This is a genomic window from Hymenobacter antarcticus, from assembly GCF_039539545.1.
Classification (GTDB): domain Bacteria; phylum Bacteroidota; class Bacteroidia; order Cytophagales; family Hymenobacteraceae; genus Hymenobacter; species Hymenobacter antarcticus.
In genome coordinates, this window is sequence record NZ_BAABDI010000006.1 from 25,136 (window position 1) to 46,545 (window position 21,410).

At 59.0% G+C, this 21,410-nt stretch carries 15 protein-coding genes; 3 read left to right on the forward strand and 12 right to left on the reverse strand.

Going from position 1 to position 21,410, the window contains the following annotated elements; all coding sequences use genetic code 11:
• Positions 1-78: 78 nt before the first annotated feature.
• From ABD819_RS06305 to ABD819_RS06335, 7 genes are all read right to left on the reverse strand, one after another.
• Complete coding sequence (locus ABD819_RS06305; protein ID WP_345122191.1) at positions 79-951, reverse strand: dienelactone hydrolase family protein; 873 nt, start codon at positions 949-951, stop codon at positions 79-81.
• A 351-nt stretch (positions 952-1,302) separates the two neighbouring features.
• On the reverse strand, positions 1,303-2,118 hold the full coding sequence (locus tag ABD819_RS06310) for a hypothetical protein (RefSeq protein WP_345122193.1): 816 nt from the start codon (positions 2,116-2,118) through the stop codon (positions 1,303-1,305).
• A gap of 248 nt (positions 2,119-2,366) precedes the next feature.
• The gene (locus ABD819_RS06315; protein WP_345122195.1) at positions 2,367-3,095 is read right to left on the reverse strand and encodes an NADase-type glycan-binding domain-containing protein; all 729 of its coding nucleotides are present in this window, start codon (positions 3,093-3,095) and stop codon (positions 2,367-2,369) included.
• Between the two features lie 184 nt (positions 3,096-3,279).
• Positions 3,280-4,620 (reverse strand): ABC1 kinase family protein, encoded by a 1,341-nt coding sequence (locus tag ABD819_RS06320; protein ID WP_345122197.1) that lies wholly within the window; start codon positions 4,618-4,620, stop codon positions 3,280-3,282.
• Positions 4,621-4,715: 95 nt separating this feature from the next.
• Positions 4,716-5,345 (reverse strand): TetR/AcrR family transcriptional regulator, encoded by a 630-nt coding sequence (locus tag ABD819_RS06325; RefSeq protein ID WP_345122200.1) that lies wholly within the window; start codon positions 5,343-5,345, stop codon positions 4,716-4,718.
• A gap of 133 nt (positions 5,346-5,478) precedes the next feature.
• A complete protein-coding gene (locus tag ABD819_RS06330; protein ID WP_345122203.1) occupies positions 5,479-6,804 on the reverse strand; it encodes a cryptochrome/photolyase family protein in 1,326 nt (441 codons plus the stop codon).
• Positions 6,805-7,048: 244 nt separating this feature from the next.
• Positions 7,049-7,765 (reverse strand): SDR family NAD(P)-dependent oxidoreductase, encoded by a 717-nt coding sequence (locus tag ABD819_RS06335; RefSeq protein WP_345122205.1) that lies wholly within the window; start codon positions 7,763-7,765, stop codon positions 7,049-7,051.
• Between the two features lie 312 nt (positions 7,766-8,077).
• Between ABD819_RS06335 and ABD819_RS06340 the strand changes: the two genes are divergently transcribed.
• Positions 8,078-11,518, forward strand: a complete 3,441-nt coding sequence (locus tag ABD819_RS06340) for a pyruvate carboxylase (protein ID WP_345122207.1) — start codon at positions 8,078-8,080, stop codon at positions 11,516-11,518.
• A gap of 327 nt (positions 11,519-11,845) precedes the next feature.
• On the opposite strand, the gene ABD819_RS06345 is transcribed toward ABD819_RS06340, so the two are convergent.
• On the reverse strand, positions 11,846-12,667 hold the full coding sequence (locus tag ABD819_RS06345) for a transporter (RefSeq protein WP_345122209.1): 822 nt from the start codon (positions 12,665-12,667) through the stop codon (positions 11,846-11,848).
• 140 nt (positions 12,668-12,807) lie between these two features.
• On the opposite strand from ABD819_RS06345, the gene ABD819_RS06350 reads away from it, so the two are divergent.
• Complete coding sequence (locus ABD819_RS06350; protein WP_345122211.1) at positions 12,808-13,113, forward strand: hypothetical protein; 306 nt, start codon at positions 12,808-12,810, stop codon at positions 13,111-13,113.
• Between the two features lie 2 nt (positions 13,114-13,115).
• Positions 13,116-14,318 (forward strand): hypothetical protein, encoded by a 1,203-nt coding sequence (locus ABD819_RS06355; RefSeq protein ID WP_345122212.1) that lies wholly within the window; start codon positions 13,116-13,118, stop codon positions 14,316-14,318.
• 121 nt (positions 14,319-14,439) lie between these two features.
• Here the strand turns inward: ABD819_RS06355 and ABD819_RS06360 are convergent, their stop codons facing one another.
• The 4 genes from ABD819_RS06360 to ABD819_RS06375 form a co-directional block, all read right to left on the reverse strand.
• On the reverse strand, positions 14,440-15,780 hold the full coding sequence (locus ABD819_RS06360; protein WP_345122215.1) for a leucine-rich repeat-containing protein kinase family protein: 1,341 nt from the start codon (positions 15,778-15,780) through the stop codon (positions 14,440-14,442).
• Between the two features lie 83 nt (positions 15,781-15,863).
• Positions 15,864-16,592, reverse strand: coding sequence for a hypothetical protein (locus ABD819_RS06365; RefSeq protein WP_345122217.1), 729 nt, complete (start codon positions 16,590-16,592; stop codon positions 15,864-15,866).
• A 519-nt stretch (positions 16,593-17,111) separates the two neighbouring features.
• A complete protein-coding gene (locus tag ABD819_RS06370) occupies positions 17,112-17,672 on the reverse strand; it encodes a hypothetical protein (protein ID WP_345122219.1) in 561 nt (186 codons plus the stop codon).
• 22 nt (positions 17,673-17,694) lie between these two features.
• Positions 17,695-21,177, reverse strand: a complete 3,483-nt coding sequence (locus ABD819_RS06375; protein ID WP_345122221.1) for a UvrD-helicase domain-containing protein — start codon at positions 21,175-21,177, stop codon at positions 17,695-17,697.
• Positions 21,178-21,410 lie beyond the last annotated feature (233 nt).

Consider the following 21,410-nt stretch of genomic DNA (forward strand, 5'->3'; position numbering starts at 1 on the left):
AGCGTAGCAGCCAACAAATTAGCACAAAAAAAGCCTTCCCAACCGGGAAGGCTTTTCTGATTCCGGCAGTCGGAAAGCTTATGCCTTTAGCTTGAACTTACCGCGCAGGTACGCCAGGGCCTGGCCGTGGGCCTTGGCGGCGTACTCCTTGTTGAACTTGGGGTTGGAAGGGTTGGCGAAGGCGTGGTCGGCCTCGTAGCTCGCTACGGTTACTTTTTTGCCGGCCGCAGCCATGTCCTTCTGAAACTGGCCCACCACCTCGGGGTTAATCCACTTATCCTGGCTGGCGAAGATGCCCAGCACGTCGGTGTTCAGGGTTTTGAGTTTGGCCACGTCCTTTTCGGGCATGCCGTAGTACATCACGCAGCCCACGGTTTGCTTGCCGCCGAGCAGGGCTTCCTGCAAGCTCCAGCCGCCGCCGAAGCACCAGCCGATGCTGGCCAGCTGCGCCTTGGGACCAGCGTACAGCTGGGCCCCTTTGAGGATGGCCGCGGCGCGCTCGGTTTTCACCTCGCCCATGTATTTGCCGGCTTCGTCGGGCGTGGTGGCCACTTTGCCGTCGTACAAATCCACGGCGATGACGTTCACGCCGGGCATTTCGGCGGCGAAGGTGGCCGCTTCCTTCTTGATGTAGTCATTCAGGCCCCACCACTCGTGAATCACGAACAGGTACTTGTTGGAGGGCTTGGCGCTCTTGATTTCGAAGCCCTTACCGGTGCTGCCGTCCGGGGTCTTGAAGGTTATCATTTTGCCTTCACCCTTAAATTCGTAGGGCAGGGGCGCATCGTGGCCACCCGAGAAGTCTTTGTCGGTAGCCAGCATGGCGAAGGCCTCCGTAGCCGAAGCCGATAGGTTGGTGGCGGGCCGGGCGCAGCAGCTGGCCATTTTCTGGGCTGAGGCGGAGAAGGTGAGGCTGAGCATAGCCGCCCCGAGGGTAAGAAGCTTTTTCATGAAGAAGGTAAGATTGAAAACGATTGTGCCTGGCCAACAGCTTACCCGGCAAAACGTCCCGCACCATGCGGCGAAGTTTTAGTAATTCGCGGGCCGCCCGGCGGCGAAGAGCGGTTCAGTCAGTGCAACTCCACCCAATGTTTATCGGGTGGAAGCTAGGCGGGCCGCTATACTCAAGGCATCGGCCTGAACGATGACGTTTTGCGGCTTGGCGAAGAAGCGGATTTCGAAGCACTAAACTGTCTGCCAGCACTGAACTTGATACGAAGCACAAAGCTTCATTTAACCACTGAACCGCCAATTTTTTGCAGGTGCTGTTACCAGTAGTTGTTCTTTGTCCGCTCACTATCGTCATTCCGTTTTAAGTTTAGTGAAAGTATATTGAGTTTTATTTTTGTTTGGCCGGCCAAGTCGCAAATATTTTCCTTCAAATTTGAACGGTAAATGAGTTTCAATTTTATTTAAATAGTCTTTGAAATTTTGGTCTGCGTCGTCAAACGGAAAATACAAGTCAGGACTGCAAGAACAACTACGAGAAAGCCAAACTATAATACTTGATTTGTTTTGTTGGTTTGGCAATTCAATTTTTGTTGCCGGGTCAATAAAGTTGAAGTTAAATGAAACTATCAGTTCAACTGGTCCCAAAGTGAATTTAGGCCAAGATTGTCCTGCAATCAAATAGTCAAGCACTTTTGATAAGTCACGTTTGTCAAACTCCCACACATTTTTTGTTTGAGTAGAAGGAACACCACTTGGATAATGGTAAGATAACGGTTCTGTTTGGGGTTCTCCGAAAACTGTTCTTGTATCATCGATTATTTTGTCAGCAAGCTCTGGATGCTCGTCATCTTTCCAAGCGGAGTAAGCCGTCAACTGAATACTTGTCGGTTCGTTAATTGAAACAGTTGTGCAGTTCGCCAAAAAGGTGTTCAGACCAGTCCAAACTTTTTCAATATTTCCACCAGTCAGTCGCTGAGTTGTCCTACTTTTTGGAAGTGAGTAAAATATGAATGATTTATCTGCTATCATGTCTGTTCGTGTCGTCTTTTTACAATTACTGGTAACGGTAGGGCTTGCTGCTGTGCCGGAATTCATTGAACGTTCAGCCCGTAACCGCAGCCCGATTGAAAAAATGATGTTGAAGTTAAGAACAAGGCGGTGGTCCAAAGAAGGGTGAAATGTTAATTTAAGCAGGTTATACTTAGCTGTTAATTACTATTGGTCAATAACTTGCAAAGAAATTTAATTTGTTTGACCAATTGTTTGTCACCCTACTTTGGACCACCGCCAAGAACAAAAGCTGAAAGATATTCTTCAGCCGGAACAAATGCTGATAGCAAACCAAAAGATGAGGATTTATTCGTCAGCCGGCATAGAAGCAAGCCCCTTGTTGGCAGTAGTATTTGTTCCTTCCATTAATGAACATCAATTCCATCGAAATAAATTTCTGTAATTGCTGTGTCGTTAAATTTGCCCCCTTTGTAAACTTCAACTATTTCAAATCTTAATATTAAATCTGTCCCGTTTTTGTTGTGTCCAAACGTTCCTAATTTAAATTTTTGGTCTGACTTGCTGTCTTCTAAATTTAAAATTCCAAATGGCTTTCCGTTAACACTTAATTTTAATTTCTTAACTCTATTATTATTCTTCCAAGCAGTTTCAGATTTCATATAACCGTTAGAAATAATTATTTCAGTAATTCTCGGGCTATTGTTTTTGAAATAGTATTCTAAATATTCCCCAACCCCTTCATCTGGTTTCCCTTCAACCCAAGCCGTTCGATAGTTTAAATCGTTTGCGTTTTTTGCCTGGTATTTTATTCCCTTTTCAGAGTTAAGCGAAGATGAAGATTTAACTTCATAATTTCCACCTCCACAATACCAACTGCAACCACCGTCAACTATGTCCCACATACTTTCTACCACTTCACCATATTTTTCAAGTAGTATATCGAGCTCTTTCTGTTCTGTTGAAGTAAGTTTTTCTTTCTTCAAAAGTTCGGATTGCCTTTTTATTTCATTGTCGATTTTTGCACTCAAATCTGCTTTGAAAACACTTTTTGGAAAATAGTTTTTGAGTGAACCTTGTCCAAAAGCAAAGTTCATTGTAATTGTCAAAAATGTTATAGTTAGTAGGCTCTTCATGATATTACTACCAACGATTGAATATTACTGCCAACATCTAGATACCCGCAACTCGCAAGCCCAGCGAGTTGCGGGAAGCATGCCAATTTGGTATGCTTCCCGCAACTCGCAGGTGCTACTTAACTGAAGAGGCCAGGCGGCTGGCGGGAAATTTCAAAAACGAAAGATAGGCGGCCCCGACGGATTATGATGGCTGCCCGGGCAGTTGGTCGGCGGTGGTGGCAACCAGGCCGGTTTCAATCACCGCGCCCAGCTCTGTGAGCAGCGCGAACAGGCCCACGTACGTTCTATTCAGATAAATGAAGTGCTCGGAGCCGCGGGGCTCGCGCTGTTTGCGCAGCTCGGGGTCGGCCATCAGGTCGTCGCCCAGGGCGTAGAGGGCCGCCATGTAGCTGGGGTCGCCAAAGTCGAAGGTGGCCTGGCGGAAGGGGCGGCCCACCAGCTCCAACGATACCTGCATGGTGCGCAGGTACAGCGCCCGCATGGCCGGGGCATCGGTGGGGCGGAGCACGCCGGCCTGGGTGAGCAGCGCGGCCAGCAGGGTTTCGTCGGCCATGGTTTCGGGGGCCAGCAGGGCGCGAAACAGCTGGTGTACGTCGGCCGGCACGTCTTTCACGCAGCCGAAATCGAGCACGCCGAGGGTGCCGCCGTTTTCGGCGCGCATGAGGAAATTGCCGGGGTGGGGGTCGGCGTGCAGCTGGTGCAGGGTGTTGAACTGGAACTGGTAGAAGTCCCAGAGCGCCTGCCCGAGCTGGTTGCGCACCTCTTGGGTAGGGGTAGTGGCCAGAAACTCTTTCAGGTGCTGGCCGCCGAGCCAGTCCATGGTCAGAATGCGGTTGGTGGAAAATTCGGGGTAGTAGGCCGGGAATTCCAGGTTCTTCAGCTCCTGGCACTTAGCTGCGATTTCCGTGCCGCGACGCAGCTCCAGGGCGTAGTCGGTTTCTTCGAGCAGGCGGGTCTCCACTTCCTCCAGGTAGGGGCGCACCTGGGCTTCGTTCAGGCCCATCACGCGCAGGGCAATGGGCTTTACAAGGCGAATATCCGACTTGATGCTGTCGGCCACGCCGGGGTATTGCACCTTCACAGCCAGCGCTTTGCCATCCTTGCGGGCAAAGTGCACTTGGCCGATGCTGGCCGCCTGCCGCGCCTCCGGCTCAAAGGCATCAAAGAGCTGAAAGGGCGACTTCCCGAACGCATCCCGAAAGGCCTTTATCACCAGCGGGCCGGAGAGCGGCGGCGTCGAATACTGGGCCTTGGCAAACTGGTCGGCGTAGGCCGTGGGCAGCATGTTTTTCTCCATGGCCAGCATCTGGGCCACTTTCAGCACCGAGCCTTTCATCTCGCTCAGCGTGCCGTAGAGCTCGGCGGCATTGGCGGCGTGCAGGTCCTCGGTGGTCGATTCGGCTCCGACGGCCTTTTTGGCGTAGTGCTTCACGTAATTAGCTCCTACGTTGAAGCCGGTTTTGGCGAAGCGGGCGGCGCGGGCCACCTTGGTGGTGGGCAGGGAAGTTAGGGGTTCGTCCATTAAGGCAGTGAACAGTTAGCAGTGAGCAATGAACAGTTGGTCAGGATTCCGTTGAACGTTGCTGTTCATTGCTCACTGCTAACTGTTCACTGAAATTATTTTCGTACCAGAAACCGCACGAAATCAAAGGCCGAATCCAGCGTGTTGCGGCCTACTAAATCGAAGCTGAGCGTGACGGCTTTTTCCACGGCGGCATCGGTACGCTCGAAGTTCACGGTGTCGTCTTTGGCAAAGTAGCCCAGCACGAAGAGCGCCTGCTGCCAGAAGAAGCGCGGATAGCCTTCCTGCACCAGCGGGCGGTTGGCGATTTCGCCACTCACGCGGCCTTCGCGCAGCAAGTCGCTCACGAACAGCTCAAAATCCTGGCGGAAGTCGTCGAGCACGCGGGGCGTGAGCGCGGGCATGCGTTTCAGCGAGCGCCGCAGGCTCATCAGGGCGTAGGAGCGGTTGTTTTTGAGGATTTCGAGCAGCGTGTAGTAGAACGCCAATAGCCGCTCGCGGCTGCCGTAGCCTTCCCACACGGGCTCGGCGGCGGCGGTTTCGTGCGCCTGCCGACCAAAGTCAGCCCAGATTTCCCGGTCAATGGCCTCGAAGGTGGGGTAATGCTTATAGAACTCCTGCTCGGCCAGGCCGAGCTGCTGCGTGAGCTTGAATACTGATTGTGGCGGGTGGCCTTCGTTGAGTACGAACGCGAGGTAAGCTTGTTTGATGCGGTCTTTTTCCATGCTGCTGTAACCGCCGCGGAGGGCGGTAGGTTCGGGGGGGGCAACGCGGACTTTGTAGCACATGCTTCAGCTTGTGCATCGGAGAACGAAACCCGCACGGGCACAAGCTAAAGCATGTGCTACGACTCCCGCGCTACACTGCCGCGATGCGCGCCGCCCGAATAGCCTCCACCGACCGCTCCCGCGCAAACTTGTGCTCCACGATGGGCGCGGGGTACTTCGACGTACCAACCTCCGGCACCCAGCGCTTCACGTATTTCATCTCCGGGTCCACTTTTTCGAGTTGGCTATCCGGGCTGTACACCCGGAACCACGGGGCAGAAATGGCCCCGGTGCCCGCCATCCACTGCCAGTTGCCCACGTTGTTGGCCAGCTCGTAGTCGAGGAGCTTGTCGGCGAAATACCGCTCGCCCCAGCGCCAGTCGATGAACAGGTGCTTCACCAGGAAGCCGGCCACGGTCATGCGCACGCGGTTGGGCAGGTAGCCGGTTTGGTTGAGCTCGCGCATGCCGGCATCCACCAGCGGGTAGCCGGTGCGGCCCTCGCACCAGGCCTGGAACTCGTCCTCGTTATTGCGATAGTCGATATGCCGCATTTTGGGGTCGTAGCTCTCGGTGGCGGTGTTGGGGTAGTGCCAGAGTAGCATCATGAAGAAATCGCGCCAGATAATCTCGGCCAGGAGCTTTTGATTCAGCGCTTTGGCCTGCCGCATCACCTGCCGCACGCTGAGCGTGCCAAAGCGCAGCTGCACCGAAATGCGGGTGGTGCCGTTTTGCAGGGCGGGCGTGTTGCGGGTGTGGTGGTAGTTGCGCACCACGTCCTCGGCCGGCAGGTCGGCCACGGGCACGTACTGCTCCAGCCGCTCAAACCCCATGCTTTCCAGGGTCGGGCGCGGGCCGGCTTTTCCGTTGGAAAGCGGGTGCAGGTTAGCCTTTGTGAAATCACCGGCCGAGCCGTAGGGCAGCAGCATTTCGTCGGTCAGCTTCTCTGTGTACGTCTTCAGGTACGCACCAAAGACCTTGGGCACCGTGCCCGACTTGGTCATGATTTCGTCTTTGGCGAAAATGACCTGGTCCTTGTATAAATAGAAGTCCACGCCGTGCTTTTCCAGCAGCCTGGCCACGGCGTTATCGCGCTCGGTGGCGTAAGGCTCGTAGTCCTCGTTGGCATGCACGGTGGCCACCTCAAATTCTTTCACCAACGCCTCCAGCACTTCCAGCGGCTGGCCGTAGCGGGCCAAAAAAGTGCCGCCCGCCGCTTCAGTTTCCCGCGCCAGCTTCTCCACCTCGTCGTAAATGAAAGTGAGACGGGCGTCGGCCCTATCGGGCAGGTGGTCCAGAATGTCCTTGTCGTAGATGAATAGTGGGACTACCGGCAGGCCGCTGGCCAGGGCGGCCGCCAGCCCGGCATTGTCGTGCGTGCGCAAGTCGCGCCGGTGCCAGAAGATACAGATTCTCATAATGGTGCTTGGAGCTTGGTTGTTGGTGCTTGGTTGTTCAGGTCGAACGCATTAAAAACAGGGAATATGCTTTCATAGCGCCTAAAGGCATTTTTCTTTTCTCGATGCTGGAGAGAACGACAGCAACAAAAATGCCCGCAGTAGCTGGAATCAATATCCGCTTTTTTAATGCGTTCAACCTGTTGGTTGTTGGTGGGCGGCACTACCCAAGCACTAGATACCAACAACTAAGCACCAAACTCTGCTACTTCAATTTGCCCATGCCGCCATCCACGGCCATGGTTTGGCCAGTCACGAACGAGCTGTGGTCCGACAGCAGAAACGAGGCCGTGTAGGCCAGGTCCTCGGGCTGGCCAATGCGCTGCAAGGGGTGGCGCTTGGCTCCGGCCTCGGCCTTTTCGGGCGAGTTGAGCAGGGCGGCGGCCAGGGGCGTGTTGGTGAGCGAGGGCGCGATGCAGTTCACGCGCACGTTGCTGGCGGCGTACTCGGCGGCCAGGGCCCGGGTGAGGCCTTCCACGGCCGCCTTGGCCGTAGCAATGCTGGCGTGGAAGCTCATGCCGGTATCGGCCGCTACGGTGCTGAAAAGCACCACTGAAGCGCCGCCTTCGGCCTTTTTCAGCCGCTTGATGGTGGCCTGCAGCACCCGCACCGCGCCCAGCACGTTCAGGTCGAAATCAGCCAGAAAATCCTCCACCGGAATGCGCTCGAAGGGGCGGAGCTTGATACTGCCGGGGCAGTACACCACGCCGTGCAGCGTGTCGGGCAGGGCATCGAAGGCGGCGCCCACGGGCTGGGTGGCGTCGTAGGGCAGGTGGGTGGTGTTCAGCTCGGCCAGCTCGGGCGAGAGGTGGCGCGAAGCCGTGAACAGGTGTGCGCCGAGGCCGCTGAGCAGCCGGGCCGTAGCCAGGCCAATGCCGGAAGAGGCACCAACGATGAGGAAGTTTTTGTCGGAAAATTGCATGCGAGTGAAGAATGAGAGACAATTGCAACGGTAATGGCCTAACCCCGCCAGCGGTTGCATGTTTTGACAGCCGATGGCTCCTTGGCTTCCGTCTGCGCGCTTGGAAGCGATAAACGCCAGGTAGCAGCGGCTGGTATGACACGCGCGCTAGCCCGGAGCCAGCCCCATGCGTACTTGCCGTAATAAATTGGTAACAATAGGTCATTGGAGGTGACGGTCTGCCAATTGATAGTCCCGCAAACGATTGCGCTCGGTATTCCGCAGCCTTTGCAGTAGTTTCGCGGTAAGCGCGCCTAATTCCCACTGCCTTATATGAACATAACCAAACTCCTGGTCGCTAACCGCGGCGAAATTGCCATTCGCGTGCTGCGCGCCGCCACCGAGCTCAACATCCCCACGGTGGCCGTGTACACCTACGAAGACCGGTACTCGCTGCACCGCTACAAGGCCGATGAGGCCTACCAGATTGGTCGCGACGACGAGCCGCTCAAGCCGTATCTCGACATCGAAGGCCTGCTGCGCGTAGCTAAGGAGAACGGGGCCAACGCCATCCATCCCGGCTACGGCTTCCTCTCTGAAAACGCCACGCTCTCGCGTCGCTGCGCCGAGGAAGGCATCATTTTCGTCGGCCCCCGGCCCGAGGTGATGGAAGCCCTCGGCGACAAAGTGCGGGCCAAGGAAGTGGCTTTGCAGTGCCAGGTGCCCCAAATTGAAAGCAGTCTGGCCGAGCTGGTCGATTTTGAAACTGCCCGCACCGAAGCCAACCGTATTGGCTACCCCGTGATGCTGAAGGCGGCCAGCGGCGGCGGCGGCCGCGGTATGCGCATCATCCGCGATGATGAGCAGATGGAAAAAGGCTTTTTCGAGGCCCGCAACGAGGCCCTGAATGCCTTCGGCGACGACACGGTGTTCCTGGAGAAATTTGTGGAGCGGCCCAAGCACATTGAGGTGCAGCTGGTGGGCGACCAGCACGGCAACCTCGTGCACCTGTATGAGCGCGACTGCTCGGTGCAGCGCCGCTTCCAGAAAGTGGTGGAAGTGGCCCCGGCCATGAACCTGCCCGACCACCAGCGCCACCTGCTCTACGAATATGCCCTGCGCATCGGCCGGGCCGTGGGCTACGACAACGTGGGCACCGTGGAATTCCTGGTGAACCCCGAGTACGACCGGATTTACTTCATCGAAGTGAATCCCCGCATCCAGGTGGAGCATACGGTGACGGAGATGATTACGGGCGTGGACCTGATTAAAACCCAGCTGTTCATCGCCGCCGGCTACAAGCTCAGCGACCCCGAAATTGGCCTGGGCCCCGACGTGGTGCCGCTGCGAACTGGTTTTGCCATGCAGTGCCGCGTCACCACTGAGAACCCCGAGAACGACTTCAAGCCCGACTATGGTACCATCGTGGCCTACCGGGCGGCGGGCGGTTTCGGCATTCGGCTCGATGAAGGCTCGGTGTATCAGGGCGTGGTCGTGTCGCCGTTTTTCGACTCGATGTTGGTCAAAATCTCGGCTCACGCGCCCACGCTGCACGGCGCGGCCCAGAAAATGCTGCGCGCGCTGGACGAATTCCGGGTGCGCGGCGTGCAAACCAATATTCAGTTTCTGAAGAATATTGTCGGTAACGAGGAATTTCAGACAGGCCACGCCACCGTCGATTTTATAAAGGACCACCCTGACCTGTTCACCTTCGACCCCCGGCAGGACCGGGCCACGCGCCTGCTCAGCCTCATCGGCGATGTAGTGGTGAACGGCAACCCCGACGTCAGGAACCTCATCGACCCGCGCGCCACCCCCCGCCGTCCGCTTATCCCGCATTCCGACCACGCCGCGCCCGCGCCCGGCACCAAGCAAAAGCTGGACGAGCTCGGCCCCGAAGCCTTTGCCCAGTGGCTGCGCGACGAGCCCCTGATTCACTACACCGACACCACCCTGCGCGATGCTCACCAGAGCCTGCTGGCCACCCGCATGCGCACCTGGGACATGCTGAAAGTGGCCGGGGCCTACGCCCGGCAGCACCCTCAAACCTTCAGCCTCGAGGTGTGGGGCGGGGCCACGTTCGACGTGGCCCTGCGCTTCCTGCACGAAGACCCCTGGGAGCGGCTGGCCAAGCTGCGCGAAGCCATCCCGAACATCCTGCTGCAAATGCTCATTCGCGGGGCCAACGGCGTGGGCTACAAGGCCTACCCGGATAACCTGACGGAGCGGTTTGTGCAGCAGGCCGCCGAAACCGGCGTCGACGTATTCCGCGTTTTCGATTCGCTCAACTGGCTCAAGGGCATGGAATCCTGCATCGGGTTCGTGCGCAACAAAACCGACCGGCTGGCTGAAGCCTGCATCTGCTACACCGGCGATATCCTCGACCCCAGCCGCACCAAGTACACTCTCGATTATTACCTCAAGCTGGCCAAGCAGCTGGAGGATGCCGGCGCGCACATCCTCTGCATCAAGGACATGGCCGGCTTGCTGAAGCCCTACGCCGCCACCGAGCTGATTGCCGGCCTGCGCGATACCGTGAAGCTGCCCATCCACCTGCACACCCACGACACTTCCTCGCTGCAAGCCGCTACCTACCTCAAAGCCGTTGAGGCTGGCGTCAACGTCATCGACGTGGCACTGGGCTCGCTCTCGGGCCTCACCTCACAGCCCAACTTCAACTCGGTGGTTGAAATGCTGCGCCACACGCCGCGCCACCGTGAGTTCGACCAGGCCTCGCTCAACGAGTTCAGCAACTACTGGGAGGCGGTGCGCGAGATGTATTATCCCTTCGAGTCGGGGCTGAAGGCGGGTACTTCGGAAGTGTTTCAGCACGAGATTCCCGGCGGGCAGTACTCCAACCTGCGCCCACAGGCGGCCTCACTGGGCTTGCTCGACAAGTTTGAGGAAGTGAAGCAGCGCTTCGCCGACGTGAACGACATGTTCGGCGACATCGTGAAAGTCACGCCCAGCAGCAAAGTAGTCGGCGACATGGCCCTATTCATGGTCAGCAACGGCCTCACGCCGGCCGATGTGATGGAGCGCGGGGAGGGCCTGAACTTTCCGGAGTCCGTGCGCGAGCTGTTTCGGGGCGACATCGGCCAGCCCGAGGGCGGCTGGCCCGCCGCGCTGCAAAAGCTCATCCTCAAGAACGAAGCACCCTTCACCGACCGGCCCAACGAGCACCTCGCACCCATAGCTTTCGATAAGGAATGGCCCGCCTTCCAGGCGAAATTTCCCGGTGCGAAGTTCACCGATATGCTGTCTTCGCTGCTCTATCCCAAGGTGTTTGAGGAATACTGGGCCTTCCGCCAGAAGTTCGGCAACGTGAGCAAGGTGCCGACTTCGGTGTTCTTCTACGGCCTGAAACCGGGCGAGGAAACCATCATCGAAATTGCCCGGGGCAAGTCCGTCATCGTGCGGCTGGAGTCGGTAGGCACGCTCAACGAGGAAGGCTGCCGCACCATTTTCTTCACCCTCAACGGCCAGACCCGCAACCTCCAGGTTCGCGATAATTCGGTGGCCGCGACCAAAATCAGCAACGCGAAAGCCGACAAAGCCGACCCGCATCAGATGGGCGCGCCGCTCCAGGGCATGCTCAGCAAAGTGCTGGTGAAACCCGGCCAGGCCGTGCCCAAAAACACCCCGCTCTTCGTCATCGAAGCCATGAAAATGGAAACCACCATCACCGCCCCGCAGGACCTGACCGTGGCCACCGTAACGCTGCAAGAAGGTGCCCGCGTGGCCGCCGATGATTTAGTGCTGACGCTGGGGTAGCCAGGGCTGCGAAGTTGCTTGCAGCCAGCGTTGAATGAGGCCGATTAAATCGTAAAAGGTTAAATCGGCCTCATCCTGTTCATATGTTACAGCATATTCAGGCAGACTTCGGCGAAAACCTTTGTATCGAGTAGTAGTGAGTTAGCCATCAGGCAGGCCCTGGGAACTGTACTAGAGCAGTTCCGGGGTTAGTGTACATTTTTGAAAACAGTTAAAAGTTGAGAGTTAAAAGTTAAAACCCAATACGTCTGATTTTTAACTTTTAACTCTCAACTTTTAACTCTGTACATGGCCCTGGGAACCGTACTAATCCGAATGGCTCACAACTTACTTCCCGACCTTAAACGTGAGGCCCGCGCCCACGGTAGCGGTGCCGGCTGCCAGCCCGCTCACTACCTGGCCCGCCGTCACGTCGAGGCGCAGCAGGGGCAGGGGGCGGAAATATAGCCCGGCCGTGGTGCCCGTACTCAGGCGGCCGCGGCCGGTACCGTAGGCTTCCACGAAGAAGCCGGCCTTGTCGCCCAAAGGCCCGTTGAGGGCCAGCGTGCCTAGGAACTGGCCTGCTTCCAGGTCTTTGGTGGTGAGGCCGCGCTGCTGAAAGCCGAAGTTGGCCTCCAGCCCGAACCGTTCCCCGATTTGCTCGCTCACCAGCAGGCGGCCGCCCGGCCCCCACTTGCTGCCGCGCAGGCCCGCGCTGCCCGTGCCGGGTACTGCCGATTCGATGAGGATGGCTACCTGGGTGCGCGTGTCATAATTGGGCGACACCATGAACTTCGCCCCCACCACTACCGGGGCCCAGCCGCTCGAATCGACCAGGCCGGCTTCGGTAAGGCGCGAGGGGCCACTGTGGAAGTAGGGCTGGCTCACGCGCAGCTCCATGCTGTTGAAAAACCCGATGCGCAGCGTGGCGGCGCTCAGGCTCTGGGTCGGGCCGGGGCCGCCCAACTGCCGCTGAAACCCGGTTTCGAGCTGGAAGCGGCCGGGGCGCAGCACCTGCGCCGTAATGGTTTGGCCGGGCCGGTCGGCGCGAATGTTGCGCACGAAAGGGGAATCGATGTTGGGGTTGTTTTCTTCCGGCGTATTTTGAGCCAGGGTGAGGCCGGGGCTGCCCAGCAGGGCGGCGGCGGCCAGCAGAGTGGTCTTGCGCATGCCAACCAGACCGGCCTCGCTACGGCAGAGTTCATTTTAGGTTGCCGACCCGGCCAGGTTCTACTGATAATGCTAACGTGTTTTATCATAATGCCAGCGGCCGGCTATTTTAACGGCATCCGCGTACAATTCTTTCTATCATGAAAATATCATCCGTACTTCGCGTTGCCGCGCTTGCTCTACTGCTTTCGGACCGCCTCCCGGCCCGGCAAATCTTCCCCATTTACACCGGTACCGTGCCCGATTCCAAACCCAGCGCCGTGCGGGAAACCAGCCTGACCCTGGAAAGCGGCGGGGTGCGGATTGCCAACGTGGTGCAGCCCAGCCTCACGGCCTTTCTGCCGGCGGCAGGCATGGCCACTGGTTTTCGTACTAATACCACCAAAGGCCTTTGGCCCGACCGCTTCCGCAACTGGCGGGACGCTGATGATTGGCTGACTAACTAAGAATGAGGTCACTTTTAATCATTACAGTAGTAGCCTCAGCGCTGGCTGGCTGCGAGCAGAAGGCGTTTGTGACCGAGAAAGCGCCCCCGCTTTCCACGGTCATTGGCCCGGCCGTGGCCCCGCCGCCACCGCCACCGCCGGAAAAAGCGCCGGTGCCCGTCCCGGTGCGCAAGCCGCCAGTAGTGTACCGGTCGGGCTGGGCCCCGCCCGCCCGGCTGGATACGGCCATCGTGCTCAACGGCCAGCGCTACCGGCTGCGGGTGCAGGCCGAAACGGATTCCACTGAGCGACTCAAAACCACTTACCAGCCCTACGCGGGGCATTTCGAGCAGGCGCGGGGCTACCAGGGACGCTATACGTTCACGCTGCACGATGGTAGCGGCCGGCAGGTATTCCGGAAGCAATTGCGCAAGGCCGATTTCTTCAAAAGTGCCGGCGGCGATATCGTGACCGAGAGCGAGGCGCTGCTGCCCGAGCTGCTGGCCTACAGCGCGCCCTTCGGGGCCCTGGTTTTTACCCTCGATTTTATGGTGCCTGATAGCGACGTGGGCTCGCAGGTGGTGCTGTTGCTGGACCTCTCGGGCAAGGTGCTGCGCCTGAGCGACGGCCGGGGCCCCGGCAGCGGCCCCGACTGCGACCCCGCCCTCACCGCCGACGGCCGCGCCCTGCTCACGGGCTCCGAGCTGCTGCGGCCCCGCCAGCCGCCCCTGCGCCTCACCCGGCCCGACGCCGACCTGGCCGGCGCTTTCCTGCTGAGCGACACGACCCTGCTGGTGGTGTACGCGCCCGGCAAATCGCGCCTCATTCAGTCGCCCGGCGCCCCCGAAAGCTACGGCCGCACGCCCACCCAACAGCAGCTGCGCGCCCCCAATGCCTACGTGCGCCACACCCGCACCGGCCGCGTGCTGAGCCGCTTCCGCTACGGCGGCTTCTACGAGGAGATGGGCTACACCATTCCGCGGCACTACCTGTCCGGCACGGCCACGCACTACCTGCTCGACGAGAAGCGGGGCCTGCGCCTGGTGCCATTGGCCCGGCCGAAGCTGCCTACCGAAGTCCGCTTCGCGGCCATGGTCCGCTACGCGCCGCCCCAAAAACCAGCTGAAGTGCGGTTTGAGATGCAAAGCAGCAGCACTGGTTTCGCCTTTTATGTGGATACTACCACTCAGACGCCGCGCATTCGCTACCGGCGGCTGGAATATTAGTCAGCTGCCAGTGCACCAGCAGGCGGAGTACCCCGAATTTCTAATTCGGCCTGTAGAAACGACACCCGCCCAAGTCACTCCGGCGGGCCGAATTAAAAATTCGGGGTACTCCGCCTCGCGCTTAAACGGCTAGCCCGGGCGGCTTGTATCGCTCCAGCTCCCGAACTATTTCGCTGAATAACGGCCTTATGGCGGGTTCCGGGGCTACGCAGCGGCTCTGAAGCTGCCACAGCGCCGCCGCTGTCGTCGGCTCAGCGTCTGACTGGCTATGTGCCAATAGCTCTTCCAGCAGGCAGCCGAAGGCCCGCACTTCGAGCCGTTGCAAACCACTAGCCGTGGGCAAGTCCTCGGGTGCGAAGAAGCAGGCCGCCCCGAAATCGCCCAGCAGGGCATCGCCTTCGGGCGTGTTCAGGATATTATGGGCATACAAATCGCCGTGCAGGATGCCCTGACGGTGCAGATGCCCGGCCGCCGCCGCGATGCCCTGGGCCATGCGCAGCGCCGCCGCCAGGGTAAATCCCGTGCCGGCCGCATACACGTCCCGCGTGCAGGTTTCGAAGCTGGGCGGGCCGGCCAGGTTGCCGAACGCGGGGGCAATCAGCTCCAGCACCAGGCCTTCGGCCCCGGTGGGGTGCCGGGCAAGCTGGCCCTCCACGGCAATCAGGTTGGGATGGGGACCGGCGCTGATGCAGGCCATCATTTCGCTGTGCGGCAGGCCGTCGCTGGTTACGGCTCCTTTGAAGAGCTTCACGGCAACCGCGGTCGGGGCGGCCGTCGGGGGTTGCCACCGGGCGCGGTATATCACCCCCGATGCGCCTTCGCCCAATTGCGCTTCCATCGCCAATTCTCCCCAATCAATGCTGCGGATAGGGTGCCGGGCCACCGCCGCCGCCTCGGCGGGCGCGCAAAACGGGTTGCCCGCGTACGCCAGCCACGCCAGGCGCGGCATGGCCAGCAGCCACGCCGGCAGCTCGGTGAGTCGGTTGGCGGCGATGCGCAGCAGCTCCAGATTCGTGCAATTGGCCAGGGTTTCGGGCAGTTCGGTGAGCTGGTTGCCGGCCAGCATCAGCTTCTGAAGCTGCCGGCAGTTGCCGATTTCGGCCGGCAGCGCTGCCAGCCGGTTATCGGTGAGAATAAGCCAGCGCAGCTGTGGGGGCAGGGCCGCCGCCGGCAGCGTCCGTATCTGGTTGGCCTTGAAGCCTACCATGCGTAGCCGCGGGCACTGCCCCAGCACGGCGGGCACTTCGGTAAACTGATTATCGGAGCAAAACAGTACTTGCAGCCGGTGCAGGCGGCCCAGGTCATCGGGCAAGGCGGAGAGGGCGTTGCCGGAGAGGTTGAGGATTTCCAGTGAATCGGCCAGGGCGAAGATTTCGCGGGGAAATTCGGTGAGGCCGGCGGATAGATTGAGCTGCCGGGTGCCGGCGAGCTGCCCGGTGCGCAGTTGGTCGAGGGTGTGCATGGGGGCAAAGGTCGCAGTAGCGCGGACTTTGTAGTCCGCGAGTGAACGGGGCCACTCGCGGACTACAAAGTCTGCGCTATAACCTAATAGCTCTCTTTCCGGAAGCCCCAGCTCCGCAGTTCCGCCTCAAACGTATCCGGGAAATTCGCCTTCAGCGCATAAATCACGGCTTGCAGCGTCTTGCGCAGCTCCTGCTTCGCGGTGTCTTTCTGGCTCACCGACCGGCTCACTTTACCGGCCAGGCCATCGGTTTTGCCCAGCAGCGTTTTGTATTCATCGAAGCGCGTTTGCCAGTAGGCGGTGCCATAGTCGCGCCCGGCGAAGGGCGCGGCGGCCACGCTGGGCAGCAGCAGCTCGCGCAGGGCTACGAGGCGCTGGTCGCGGTCGCGGCTCAGGATAAAGCCGCCGTTTTTGTTGGCCAGCAGGCCGAAGCCGGGCAGGCGGGCATCGGTGCGGGCCTTGTCGTAGCCACTGTCCTCGTTCACGTACTTTTTGAGGATTCTTAGGCCCTCGTCGAACTGGTCGTCCAGCTCTTGCAGGCGCTGGCTTTGCGGGGTGCGGGCCGTGGCGGCGCTACGCTTCTCGGTGAGGCCGGCGGTGAAGTCAGTAACCACCTTCACGAAGTCGGCCTGGGTTTTCCAGCGCAGTGCAAACCAGGTTTCTTTGCCCCAGGCCTCGGCTACGAGCCGGCCTACTTCGGCCAGCGGGCCATCTTTTTTGGGAATGAGGAGCTTGGGATTCACCACCGCATCGGTGGCAGGCATGGGGGTGGGAGCGCCGGCCGAAACGGGCGTGGTAGCTTGGTCTGCCATGAGGTAAACGAGTAAGAATGAAGGATGAAAGGTGCCGTAATACTACGGTTCGGCTAGGGTGCGCAAAATTTTGGTAAAGGCCCTGTTTCGCCCCGACCTGTTGGGCCGCCGGGGCCGCTGGCCCAGGGGCAATCCCTCCGGCTTCAGTCGGCCGTGCCAGGGGCACCGGGAGCTCCCCCCGGCGGTCGGCTCCGGCGGCCAGGGGCACCGGAGGCTCCCCACCGCCTTCAGCCGCCCGCGCCCAGGGCTCCGGGGACTCCCCACCGCTCCCGGCACGAGGTGACATGGGCAGCGGGGGATTTCTCTCAGGGCTACACCGCTGGCGCACGTCCGCGACGCGCTGCCGCCTGGCTGCGAGCCTATGGCTTGGGCATTGGGCCGGGTGTGCCAGCCCAGCCGCTAGTCGTTCGCCCCCGAGCCGCAGGCTCGGCCCCAGTCGGCAGCGCGTCGCAGACGCGCGCCAGCGGAAGTTGCGGAGAAAAGTTGCGGAACTGAGAGCATCTAAAGTGGCAGAAGAAACTAAGCTGCAACCATCCCAGCCTGCTTCTTTTTTTGTCCCAAACTGTAAATAATTCCAGCAATTAAGCCAATGACTCCCCCGGCATAGCTAAAATTATGCATAGAGCCCACCGTAATAAAACTTTTGAAGTCGATGATATTATCAGGAATGTACCAGTTGCTGAATAACTCTATTGGTTTATTTGCCAGAACTAAACGTCCGTAAATAAGGCCGACGATTCCGGTTGTAAATGCTACAGCCATTGTGACCAGAAAGGCTTTAATTGTTATGCGAAACATTGTTTGCCAACTGGTATGAGTCAGCCCAAACAATCCCAGGATGAGGCCAATTGGTATGCCCATCCACCAAGTTGCTAAAAAACCTACTGCAGCAACCCAAACTCTTGGATTCGCGGGATTCGCTTCTGGCCCTTCATCTACTAATTCAAATTGAATGAATTTGAACTTGGTGTAGTATTCCGGTGAAATTGTATAGGTCAGTTGGTCGTGTATTGCTCCGTAAATACCGCCAATCAGTGAAGCCATAATTACAATTAAAATCAGGGCGAGAAATTTTTTCATGAATTTTATTGAATGAGTTGCCTCACACTTCCACCACTTCCCCCGTCCCGAAATAATAAATAACCCCCTTCACCTCCGCATAGCCCAGCTGCTCAAATAGCGTGGCGTAATTCCGCAGCAGCCGCTGGTGTTTCTCCTGCGGCGGGGGCAGCCGGAAATCCAGTAGCGTGACCCGGCCGCCGAGGCGGTGGTGGGCTTCGAGGGAGGGTTCGAGCACGATGCGGTCGGGCTTATAATCGCGCAGCTTCACGCCGCCCACCAGGATTTCGCGCTCCGTTTCCACGCTCAGGTGCGGGGCGAAGTAGGGGGCCAGGCGCGGGTCGCGCACCAGCCGTTCCAGGCTGGCCACCAGCTCCGGCCGCTCGCGGGCGCTGAGGATGCCTTCGGCCACGAGCTGGCTGGCCACCCGGCCCACATCGGCGGCCGCGAGCAGGCGGCGCAGGGCAAAGTGCAGCTTGCGGTTCCACTCGCCCTGGGCCTTTTGCTCGTCGAAATCGAAGAGGGCGGTGGCGTGGCGGCGCAGTTTCAGGCGGTCTTCCCAGGGCGCGGCGGCGAGATTGGTTAACTCATAGTTGGTGCCTGGTGCCTGGTGCCTGGTGCTTGGTTTGGCAGGCGTGCCTTTGGAGATGACGAAAGACACCTGTTCTTCCTGCCACTCGCCCCGGCTTTGCAGGTAGCCGTGGAGCAGGTCGGCCACGGTGCGGGCGGCGGCCGTGGGGGCTGATGCTTCGGTTTCTTCCGTAGCCTTGGCGCTTTTCTTTTCTTCCGGTTTTTTGCTGATGATGTAGAGGCGGTGGCGCGGTCGGGTGAAGGCCACGTACAGCGTATTGAGCCCTTCGAGGAAGGTTTTTTCGCGCTCCTCGTCGTACTGCGGCCCCAGCACCGTCTGCTGCATGGTTTGGCTGAGGCGCACCACGGCCACGTCGGGCATGGTTGCAAATGGCTTTTCGTCGGCCTCCAGGTGCCCCCACAGCAGCGTGCCCCGGTGCGGTTCCAGGCTCCAGTCGGCAAACGGCACAATCACCACGCCATACGCCAACCCTTTGGCCTTGTGCACCGTGGTGATGGTAATAGCGGCCCGCCCGCCCGGCGCGTTGATGCTGATGCGCCCCTTGCGCTCCTCCCAGTGCGTGAGGAAATTGCCCAGATTATTGCCGAATTTCAGGCTGTATTCCAGCGTCAAATCAAGGAAGCGAAACAGGTAGTCGCTCTCCCCGTTGCGCCCCAGCAGCCCGAACAGGCTCAGCAGCCGCTCGGCCAGCTCGTAGAGGCCCAGGTTGCCGGTTTCGGCTTCGTTTACATCATAGCCCAGCGCCCGAAGCTCATCAAAAAACGACGTGCCGCCCGCCGTATTTGCCACGTCGGCAATATGTCGGGCGCGGGCCGGCGTGGGGGCCAGGCCCCGCACCACCCGGTCCACGAGCAGCAGGGCCTCGGCCCGCGCCAGCGTATCGGCCGGCTGGTGCAGCACCCGCAGAATGCTCACCAGCAGGTTCACCACCTCGGCAAATTCCAGCGCCAGCGAATCGGCCGAAATAATGGCGTAGCCCCGCTCTTTCAGGAACTTGGCAATGGTCTTGCTGGCTCCGCGCGTGCGGCACAGCACGGCGATATCGGCCAGTGCATAGCCGTCGCGCAGGGCCTGTTCTATTAGTTGCAGCGTGAGGTAGCAGGTGCTTTCGTCGTAGCCCAGCCGCGCCTCGGCCGCGTGGCCGGGGAGGGGTTCGGTGGTGTAGGTGCCGGTGGCGGGGTCGTAAAGGAGGGCGGGGGCATCCTTTTGGGTAAAGAGGAGTTCAACGTGGCCAACTGGTTGAATTAAAAATGAAGAATTAAAAATTAAAGATTGTGCGTCTGCTTCTTGCGTTTTGCCATCATTTTTAATTTTTAATTCTTCATTTTTAATTGCCCCCCCTGGCGACAACTGCCCAAAATGTGCGTCATAAATCCCCGTCACCAGCCCCAGCGCCTCATGCCGCTCACTCACCGCCGTAAAAAATGCGTTGTTAAAATCAATAATCTCCCGCGCCGAGCGGTAGTTCACCTGCAAGGCTTTTGGCTCCAGCACGCCATCCAGAGTCTCATACCGCAGCCGCAGCAGCTCGCGCGTCTCGGGTTCCCGCGCCCGCGCCACCAGCGCCGCCGTATCGCGCTGGTGCAGACGCAGAATCTGTTCCATCTCGCCCCCGCGCCAGCGGTAAATGGCCTGCTTGGCATCGCCCACCGCCAGGCTGCTGTAGCCGTTGGCCAGCGTGTTCTCCACCAGCGGCAGCAGGTTATTCCATTGCAAAACGGACGTATCCTGAAATTCGTCAATTAAAATATGCTCGTACCGCTCGCCCAGTCGCTCGTACAAAAACGGCACCGGCTCCGTGAGCACAATACTGGCAATACGGCGGTTAAATTCCGAAATCAACACCACGTTTCGCTCGCGGCTGATTTGCTCCACTATTTTATTTAATTCACTTAGCAGCGAAGCGTGAAATAAATACGGCTGCATGGCCGCCAGTAATATATAATTCGATAAATAAGCGTCGCGCAATTGCGCCACTGCCGCCACCACGCCGCGCAACGGCTCCTTCACCGCATCGACGCGCGCCCGGTCAGCATCGGTTTTGATTTTGCCGCTGTACCATTTGTCGTCGTTCAGCGTGGCGCTCACGTAGCTGTTCGGCCCCGCCTCGGGTGCCAGCAAGTCGGTGCCCTTCTGCACGTAGCCGAAAATGCCGCGCTTGCCCTGGAAAAAGTCGCCCTCCGTGGCACCCGCCTCGGCCAGCACCGCCACCGCTGCGTCGCGGGTTTGGGCAAAAGCGGCCTCAATCTCCGTGCGCTTCGCCCGAATCTGCCGGTCCAGCCGCCGGAAATCGGCCAGGCTCAGCTTGTCCAGCTGCGCCACCGCCTCCTGCACCGTCTCATTAAACAGCACCCGGCCAAAGCCGGCCAGCTCCTCCGGCAGCCGGCTCCAGCTTTTGCCCTCCTCAGCCTGGCCCAGCGCATACTCCGCCAGCGTCTGCGACAGCAACTGGCTGTTCGGGTCGCGGTTCACCTTATCCAGCAGCGCGGCCACCGCGCTTTGCAGCACGCTGTCCGTATCGAGCTCCACCTCAAACGTGGCCGGCAAGCCCAGTTCCCGGGTAAACGCCGTCACAATCCGCTGCACAAACGAGTCAATCGTGCTCACCCCAAAATCAGCATAATGGTATAGCACCAGCCTAAACGTAGCCGCCGCCCGCCGCTGCACTTCCCCCGCCGATAGCCCCAATTCCGCCGCCACTTCCGCCAGCAGCCCGTCCACTTTCCCGCTTTCCGGGTACGCAAACCGCCGCAACGCCCCCACAATCCGCTCCTTCATTTCCCCCGCCGCATCGTTGGTGAAGGTGATGGCCAGAATGTGCTTGAAATACGCCGGGTCATCGCTGCCCAGCGCCAGCAGCAGGTATTCTTTCGTTAATTGGTACGTCTTACCTGAGCCGGCCGAAGAGGAGTAGATGCGGAAGGAGGGAGGCATAATTAGTTGTTTTAAATTACTTTCGAGGTTACGAAGCCAATACTATTAAGACAAGCAATTATGGCCCTATTCATGTTGCCGATTTTATTTGCTGCCGTATTTTCTTTCTCGATGGTTATTCTCATTATTGGTAGCTGGGTAGCAAGGATTCTCGGATTTATAAATGAAAACAAACCAAACCTATTTACCCTATTTGCTCAAATCTCGGCTGTTTTTGCAATTCTGTCTATAAA

Coding starts and splice junctions, on each gene's coding strand:
- ABD819_RS06305 (WP_345122191.1), bottom strand. CDS start 951: ATGAAAAAGCTTCTTACCCTCGGGGCGGCTATGCTCAGCCTCACCTTC.
- ABD819_RS06315 (WP_345122195.1), bottom strand. CDS start 3,095: ATGAAGAGCCTACTAACTATAACATTTTTGACAATTACAATGAACTTT.
- ABD819_RS06320 (WP_345122197.1), bottom strand. CDS start 4,620: ATGGACGAACCCCTAACTTCCCTGCCCACCACCAAGGTGGCCCGCGCC.
- ABD819_RS06325 (WP_345122200.1), bottom strand. CDS start 5,345: ATGGAAAAAGACCGCATCAAACAAGCTTACCTCGCGTTCGTACTCAAC.
- ABD819_RS06330 (WP_345122203.1), bottom strand. CDS start 6,804: ATGAGAATCTGTATCTTCTGGCACCGGCGCGACTTGCGCACGCACGAC.
- ABD819_RS06335 (WP_345122205.1), bottom strand. CDS start 7,765: ATGCAATTTTCCGACAAAAACTTCCTCATCGTTGGTGCCTCTTCCGGC.
- ABD819_RS06340 (WP_345122207.1), top strand. CDS start 8,078: ATGAACATAACCAAACTCCTGGTCGCTAACCGCGGCGAAATTGCCATT.
- ABD819_RS06345 (WP_345122209.1), bottom strand. CDS start 12,667: ATGCGCAAGACCACTCTGCTGGCCGCCGCCGCCCTGCTGGGCAGCCCC.
- ABD819_RS06350 (WP_345122211.1), top strand. CDS start 12,808: ATGAAAATATCATCCGTACTTCGCGTTGCCGCGCTTGCTCTACTGCTT.
- ABD819_RS06355 (WP_345122212.1), top strand. CDS start 13,116: ATGAGGTCACTTTTAATCATTACAGTAGTAGCCTCAGCGCTGGCTGGC.
- ABD819_RS06360 (WP_345122215.1), bottom strand. CDS start 15,780: ATGCACACCCTCGACCAACTGCGCACCGGGCAGCTCGCCGGCACCCGG.
- ABD819_RS06365 (WP_345122217.1), bottom strand. CDS start 16,592: ATGGCAGACCAAGCTACCACGCCCGTTTCGGCCGGCGCTCCCACCCCC.
- ABD819_RS06370 (WP_345122219.1), bottom strand. CDS start 17,672: ATGAAAAAATTTCTCGCCCTGATTTTAATTGTAATTATGGCTTCACTG.
- ABD819_RS06375 (WP_345122221.1), bottom strand. CDS start 21,177: ATGCCTCCCTCCTTCCGCATCTACTCCTCTTCGGCCGGCTCAGGTAAG.